Origin of the sequence: Rhodoferax sp., from assembly GCF_030646845.1 — a bacterium.
Lineage (GTDB): Bacteria > Pseudomonadota > Gammaproteobacteria > Burkholderiales > Burkholderiaceae_C > Rhodoferax.
On the sequence record NZ_JAUSLE010000015.1, the window covers coordinates 47987 to 55350 of the forward strand.

Here is a 7364-nt window from a genome sequence, read left to right on the forward strand (position 1 = left end):
TCACACAAACTGCGCCGGTCGATTGCGGCGTCTGTCCATTCTGTCTGTTTTTTTGAAGTTCTGAGGTTTTTACATGCCTGCTCAAAAGTCCAAGAAGCCTGTCCAGTCCGCTGCAAAGCCCGCCACAAAGGTTGCCGCCAAATCGGCTTCCAGGTCCGCGCCTCCCAAGGCTCAGGACAAAGTGGCAACCAAGACCGCCATCAAAAAGCCCGAATTGAGAGTCAAAACAGTGCCCGCATCCAAGTCTCCCGTCAAAGCGTCCGTCGTTGAATTGAAAAAAGCGGCACCCCTCGCCGCAGCCGTCGAAGTTGTTGTCAAGAAGAAACCGGGGCGCCCGCCCAAAATCGCAACCGCGGAATCCGGTGCAGCGCCGAAAACCGGGGCCAAGCGAGGCCGCAAACCCAAAAACGCCGTCCCGTCCGGCGGTGCGGACGACATGGACATGTCCGACATTGAAGCCGACCTGGTGGGTGAACCAGTAGCCGCCGGCGAAAAAGTCAAGCCCCTGCGCATGAAGATCAGCAAGGCCAAAGAGCGCGCGCTGATGAAGGAGTTTGGCCTGGACGAAACGGTGCTGTCTGAAGAAGACATCGCCAAGCGTCGCCTGCGCCTCAAAGCCCTGATCAAGCTCGGCAAAACACGCGGTTACCTCACGCACGGCGAGATTTCCGATCACCTCCCCGACAAGCTGGTCGATGCCGAAACGCTCGAGGTCGTGATCGCGATGCTCAACGACATGGGTGTGGCCGTCTATGAGCAGACACCGGATGCTGAGACGCTGCTGCTCAACAACAATGTCTCGACCGCGGCCACCGAAGAAGAAGCCGAAGAAGAAGCCGAAGCTGCGCTCTCAACCGTGGACAGCGAGTTTGGGCGCACCACCGACCCGGTGCGCATGTACATGCGCGAAATGGGAACGGTCGAGCTGTTGACACGCGAAGGTGAAATCGAAATTGCCAAGCGCATCGAAGGCGGCTTGATGGCCATGATGGAGGCCATCTCGGCATCCCCGGCCACCATTGCCGAAATTCTGCGCCTGGGTGAAGACATCCGCGAAGGAAAGATCGTCATCACCACCATCGTGGACGGCTTTTCCAACCCCAATGAAGCCGACGATTACGTGGCAGAGGAAGATTTTGACGAGTTTGATGCTGCCGACGATGACGATGGCAAAGGCGGCTCCAAAGCACTCACGAAAAAACTGGAAGAGCTCAAGCGCGAGGCAATGGTCCGCTTCGACAAGATGCGTGAGTTGTTTGAAAAGATCCACAAGATCTATGACAAGGAAGGGTACGGCACACCCAGCTACATCAAGACACAGAAGCTGCTGAGCGAAGAGCTGATGTCAATCCGCTTTACCGCCAAGGCGATTGAAAAACTGTGTGACATGGTGCGTGCTCAAGTGGACGATGTCCGCAAGAAAGAGCGCGAACTGCGCCGCATCATTGTGGACAAATGCGGCTACCCGCAAGAGAACTTCATTGCCGACTTCAGTGGCCGCGACAAGAATGGCAACAAGGTTGCCAGCCAGTTGCTGAACCTGAAATGGATCGAGAAGCAGGCCGCCGCCGGCAAGCCCTGGAGCGCCATCATGGCGCGCAACATTCCGCCGGTGCAGGACCTGCAGCAAAAACTCACGGATCTGCAAGCCCGTGTCGTGGTCCCGCTGGACCAGCTCAAGGACATCAACAAGCGGATGAACGAAGGCGAGTATTCGTCACGTGCGGCCAAGAAGGAAATGATCGAGGCCAACTTGCGCCTGGTCATTTCGATCGCCAAGAAATACACCAACCGCGGCCTGCAGTTTCTGGACTTGATCCAGGAAGGCAACATCGGCCTGATGAAGGCAGTGGACAAGTTCGAATACCGTCGTGGCTACAAATTCTCCACCTACGCCACCTGGTGGATTCGCCAGGCCATCACCCGCAGCATTGCGGACCAGGCCCGCACCATCCGTATTCCGGTGCACATGATCGAAACCATCAACAAGATGAACCGCATCAGCCGCCAGCATCTGCAGGAGTTCGGCTTTGAGCCCGATGCCAGTGTGTTGGCCGAGCGCATGGAGATTCCGGAAGACAAGATCCGCAAAATCATGAAGATCGCCAAAGAGCCGATCTCCATGGAAACGCCTATCGGTGACGACGACGACAGCCACCTGGGCGACTTCATCGAAGACGGTGCCAACACCGCGCCGAGTGAAGCCGCGATGCAGGCCGGCCTGCGCGATGTGGTCAACGACATTTTGGACAGCCTTACACCGCGCGAAGCCAAGGTGCTGCGCATGCGTTTTGGTATCGAGATGACCAGCGACCACACGCTGGAAGAAGTCGGCAAGCAGTTTGACGTGACGCGCGAGCGCATCCGCCAGATCGAAGCCAAGGCGCTGCGCAAGCTCAAGCACCCCAGCCGTTCCGACAAGCTGCGCAGCTTCACCGACAACCTGTGACCTACAAGCTCGCGGGGATCATGGGCTGGCCGGTGGCGCATTCGCGCTCACCGGTCATCCACAACCACTGGATTGCCCAGCATGGTCTGCAAGGAGCCTATGTGTTGCTGCCGGTACAACCGGAGCAGTTGCAGACGGCCCTACGTGCCCTGCCAATACTCGGCTTTGCCGGCTGCAACCTGACCATTCCGCACAAAGTGGCGGCCATGACCCTGGTAGACCATATCGAGCCGCTGGCGGCCCGTATTGGTGCCATCAACACCATCGTCGTCGGAAACGAAGGGGCCTTGACCGGTCGCAACACCGATGCACTGGGTTTTATCCAGAGCCTGCTCGAAGCCCAACCCGGCTGGCAAGCCAGCGTAGGCCCGGTCACGGTAGTGGGCGCCGGTGGCGCGGCGCGTGCGGTCCTGGCCGGCCTGATCGACAGCGGCGCGCGCGACATCCGGCTGATCAACCGCAGTTGGGCCAAGGCCCACGACATGGCACAGGAATTTGGATCCCCGGTCCGCGCCGTGGTCTGGGAAGACCGTCACGACACGCTGGATGATCTGGGGCTGCTGGTTAACACTACCAACCAGGGCATGCACGGCCAGCCCGCGCTGGACCTGTCGCTGGAGCGGCTGCACCCGCAGGCGCTGGTGTCGGATATTGTGTACGTACCCCTGGAGACGCCCTTGCTGGCCGCCGCCCGTCAACGCGGCAACGCGACCGTCAACGGGCTGGGGATGCTGGTCCACCAGGCGCGGGCGGCCTTTGAGGCCTGGTTTGGCGTCAGCCCTGGCGTCACGCCAGAACTACTGGCCAAGCTGGCGGCAACGTTTTAACCCCGGCGCTTGTCGCTAGGCCCCGCGCCCTGATTTGTTGGCCCGCTCCAACACGAATCCAAAGGCGAACTGCAGCACTTCCTCCATCGACAGCTCAATGGCATGGCGCTCATGCTCGGTCAGGTAGAACATCAGATCCACGTCATGGCGCACATAGCGTGCCGGGAGCCGGTTCAGCGCTACACAGGCCACATCGCCCAGCATGTCCGACGTGAAATCGGGATGCGCCTCGGCGCGGCGCGCCACTTCTTCAAATACCAGGCGTTCGTAATAGTTGTGGACCTGCTCAAAATTAAACACCATGGAAATCTCCAAAACACGACACAAACAAAGCGTTCTTATTACAACCTTAGCATCTCCACCTGCTGCTGACAAGCGAACTCACCGCCCAGCCGATAGCTATGAAACTTGTAGCATGGCGAAAACTGCGATATAGTTTGCACTGATTTAACAGGCTGTACATATATTTGCGATGGCGGCTAACCAGCCTGTCCATGCGCCTGCAAGAAAACCGCATCGAGGAGAGGTAAGTTAATGAGTGCAAAAGAATCGCTTGCCATTGGCCAGTTATTAAGCCTATTGGAGTCACGGTATGCCATTCGGGTGCTGTGGGCTCTGCGCGACGGCCACGCCCAGACGTTTCGTCTGCTGCAAGACAGCGTTGGGGGCATCACCCCGAACACCCTGAACACCCGTATCAAGGAATTGCGCGAAGCAGGCTTGATGACCCATGGCAGCGACGGCTACTCCGTAACCCATCTGGGAGCCGATTTGCTCAAGCGCCTGGGTGATTTGCAGGCGTTTGCCGGCAAATGGGCCACCAGCCAGGCCAAAAAAGCCAGCTGATTCCCGTTTCCGATGGCCTGCAGGCCGTGAAAAAGACGACAGGCTCTGCCTGTCTTTTTTTTGTCTGCGGCATAATTTAAGGCTTTTCACCAAAGGATTTTCAATGATCACCACCGCCACCGGCCTGCAATACGAGGACACCATCGAGGGAACCGGCGCCGTTGCCGCCAAGGGTCAGAGCGTGACCGTGCACTACACCGGCTGGCTGTACAACAACGCGACCCAGGGTGCCAAGTTTGACTCCAGCAAAGACCGCAATGACCCCTTTGTGTTTCATCTCGGTGCCGGCATGGTGATTCGCGGCTGGGACGAAGGCGTAGCCGGCATGAAGGTCGGTGGTGCACGCACCCTGATCATCCCCGCCGAATTGGGCTATGGCGCACGCGGCGCCGGTGGCGTCATTCCACCCAATGCGACCCTCAAGTTCGACGTTGAATTGTTGGGCACATCCGCCTGATACCTGTCCGAAGACACAATATCCCGGCACAAAAAGGGCTGCGCGCCCTCTTGAATTGCCTTGGTGGGCCCCCATAACTAGGCTCACCCATTTGTACCAACCGTCAAACCTCTATCCAATTGCATGTCTGACACGCCATCCTCCCCCCAACAAGACCCATCCGAAGCCAGCTTCCAGAGCACCGAAGGCATGTTTGCGTCGCAGACCGCAGCCGAACCGGACATCTTGGCGCAGGTGCAGGCAGAACTGGCGGCCCTGCAGGCCAAGACCGGCGACCTGGCAGACCAGTATCTGCGGGCCAAGGCTGATGCAGAGAACTCCCGCCGACGTGCCGAGGACGAAATTTCCAAGGCCCGCAAGTTCGCGGTCGAGAGCTTTGCTGAAAGCCTGCTGCCCGTCGCCGACAGCCTGGAAGCCGGATTGACCATCAAGGACGGTACGGTCGAGCAAATCCGCGAAGGCGCGCAGGCCACCTTGCGCCAGCTGATTGCAGCGCTGGAGCGCAACAAGGTCGTCGCCATTGCTCCAACGGCTGGCACCAAGTTTGACCCGCATCAACACCAGGCCATCAGCGTGGTGCCGTCGGAGCAGGAAGCCAATACCGTCGTCAGCCTGCTGCAGAAGGGCTATTCCATCGCAGACCGCGTGCTGCGCCCTGCCTTGGTGACGGTGACGGCGCCGAAATAGCACAGGCGCGCCACCGCAGCCCGGCCACAAATATCACTTGAATTCCACTGAACAGGCTTCAAGTTAGCTGCATCTGAATTTTTAATATCGCAGGAGTAAATCATGGGAAGAATCATCGGTATCGACTTGGGAACCACCAACAGTTGTGTCGCCATCATGGAAGGCAACACCGCCAAGGTCATTGAAAACGCAGAAGGCGCGCGCACCACGCCGTCCATCATTGCGTACCAGGAAGACGGCGAAGTGCTGGTCGGCGCATCGGCCAAGCGCCAGTCCGTCACCAACCCCAAGAACACGCTGTACGCCGTCAAACGCCTGATCGGCCGCAAGTTCTCCGAGAAGGACGTGCAAAAGGACATCGACCTGATGCCCTCCAAGATTGCCGCCGCCGACAACGGCGACGCCTGGGTCGAAGTACGCGGCAACCGCATGGCACCGCAGCAGGTTAGCGCCGACATTCTGCGCAAGATGAAGAAGACCGCCGAAGACTACCTCGGCGAAGAAGTGACCGACGCCGTGATCACGGTGCCCGCCTACTTCAACGACGCACAGCGCCAAGCCACCAAGGACGCTGGCCGCATTGCCGGCCTGGACGTCAAGCGCATCATCAACGAGCCTACCGCTGCTGCCCTGGCCTTTGGCCTGGACAAGAACGAAAAGGGCGACCGCAAGATTGCCGTGTATGACCTGGGCGGCGGTACCTTCGACATCTCCATCATCGAGATCGCCGATGTCGATGGCGAGAAGCAATTCGAAGTGCTGTCCACCAATGGCGACACCTTCCTGGGCGGTGAAGACTTTGACCAGCGTGTCATCGACTTCATCATTGCCGAGTTCAAGAAGGAACAAGGCGTGGACCTGGGCAAGGACGTACTGGCCCTGCAGCGCCTGAAGGAAGCCGCTGAAAAAGCCAAGATCGAGCTGTCCAGCAGTGCCCAGACTGACATCAACCTGCCCTACGTGACAGCCGATGCGTCTGGCCCCAAGCACCTGAACATCAAGCTGACCCGCGCCAAGCTCGAAAGCCTGGTCGAAGAGCTGATTGAGCGCACCATTGCCCCCTGCCGCACCGCCATCAAGGACGCCGGCATCAGCGTGGGCGACATCCAGGACGTGATTCTGGTCGGCGGCATGAGCCGCATGCCCAAGGTGCAGGAAAAGGTCAAGGAATTCTTTGGCAAGGAGCCTCGCAAGGACGTGAACCCGGATGAAGCCGTGGCCGTTGGCGCCGCCATCCAGGGCCAAGTGCTGTCAGGCGACCGCACCGACGTGCTGCTGCTCGACGTGACGCCGTTGTCCCTGGGGATTGAAACCATGGGCGGCGTGATGACCAAGATGATCAAGAAGAACACGACCATCCCGACCAAGTTTGCCCAGACCTTCTCGACCGCTGAAGACAACCAGCCAGCCGTGACGATCAAGGTGTTCCAGGGCGAGCGCGAGATTGCTTCGGGCAACAAGGCGCTGGGCGAGTTCAACCTTGAAGGCATTCCACCGTCAGCACGCGGCACGCCGCAGATTGAAGTGTCTTTTGACATCGACGCCAACGGCATCCTGCACGTCGGCGCCAAGGACAAGGGCACCGGCAAGGAAAACAAGATCACCATCAAGGCCAACTCGGGCCTGTCGGAAGCCGAGATTCAGCAGATGGTGAAAGACGCCGAGCTGAACGCCGAAGAAGACAAGAAAAAAGTCGAATTCGTGCAGGCCAAGAACAGCGCCGAAGCCATGGTCCACAGCGTGAAAAAATCGCTGGGTGAGTACGGCGACAAGCTGGAAGCCGGCGAGAAAGAAAAAATCGAGACCGCCATCAAGGATATGGAAGAAGCCCTCAAGGGCGACGACAAAGCTGCGATCGAATCCAGGAACACAGCCCTGATGGAAGCGAGCCAGAAGCTCGGCGAGAAAATGTACGCCGACATGCAGGCGTCGCAAGCCGATGCTGGCGCCGGTGCCGCAGCAGGCGCCGAGCAGGCCAAGCCAGCCGCCGACGACAATGTGGTGGACGCTGAAGTCAAGGAAGTCAAAAAAGGCTGACCTTGGCAGTCGCCTTGACTCAGGCGTGAACTACAGACAGCAAGGCGGAAACCAGGAGCAT

7 protein-coding genes are annotated in these 7364 nt (G+C 58.9%); 6 read left to right on the plus strand and 1 reads right to left on the minus strand.

Features of this window, described 5'->3' with window-relative positions:
• Positions 1-73 precede the first annotated feature (73 nt).
• Both rpoD and Q7T10_RS04500 read left to right on the plus strand, forming a co-directional pair.
• A complete protein-coding gene (gene rpoD, locus Q7T10_RS04495; RefSeq protein WP_304746369.1) occupies positions 74-2449 on the plus strand; it encodes an RNA polymerase sigma factor RpoD in 2376 nt (791 codons plus the stop codon).
• Entirely contained in the window at positions 2446-3276 is an 831-nt protein-coding gene (locus Q7T10_RS04500) for a shikimate dehydrogenase (protein WP_304746371.1), read from the plus strand. Before rpoD ends, Q7T10_RS04500 begins: the two co-directional genes overlap by 4 nt.
• A gap of 15 nt (positions 3277-3291) precedes the next feature.
• Here Q7T10_RS04500 and Q7T10_RS04505 read toward each other — a convergent pair whose 3' ends face one another.
• A complete protein-coding gene (locus tag Q7T10_RS04505) occupies positions 3292-3579 on the minus strand; it encodes a late competence development ComFB family protein (RefSeq protein ID WP_304746373.1) in 288 nt (95 codons plus the stop codon).
• A 231-nt stretch (positions 3580-3810) separates the two neighbouring features.
• On the opposite strand from Q7T10_RS04505, the gene Q7T10_RS04510 reads away from it, so the two are divergent.
• The 4 genes from Q7T10_RS04510 to dnaK all read left to right on the plus strand — a co-directional run bounded on the left by Q7T10_RS04510 (position 3811) and on the right by dnaK (position 7303).
• Complete coding sequence (locus tag Q7T10_RS04510) at positions 3811-4122, plus strand: helix-turn-helix domain-containing protein (RefSeq protein WP_304746375.1); 312 nt, start codon at positions 3811-3813, stop codon at positions 4120-4122.
• A gap of 103 nt (positions 4123-4225) precedes the next feature.
• Positions 4226-4579, plus strand: a complete 354-nt coding sequence (locus Q7T10_RS04515; RefSeq protein ID WP_304746377.1) for an FKBP-type peptidyl-prolyl cis-trans isomerase — start codon at positions 4226-4228, stop codon at positions 4577-4579.
• A 123-nt stretch (positions 4580-4702) separates the two neighbouring features.
• Positions 4703-5266 (plus strand): nucleotide exchange factor GrpE, encoded by a 564-nt coding sequence (gene grpE, locus Q7T10_RS04520; RefSeq protein ID WP_304746379.1) that lies wholly within the window; start codon positions 4703-4705, stop codon positions 5264-5266.
• A gap of 102 nt (positions 5267-5368) precedes the next feature.
• The gene (dnaK, locus tag Q7T10_RS04525; RefSeq protein ID WP_304746381.1) at positions 5369-7303 is read left to right on the plus strand and encodes a molecular chaperone DnaK; all 1935 of its coding nucleotides are present in this window, start codon (positions 5369-5371) and stop codon (positions 7301-7303) included.
• The last annotated feature ends 61 nt before the right edge of the window (positions 7304-7364 follow it).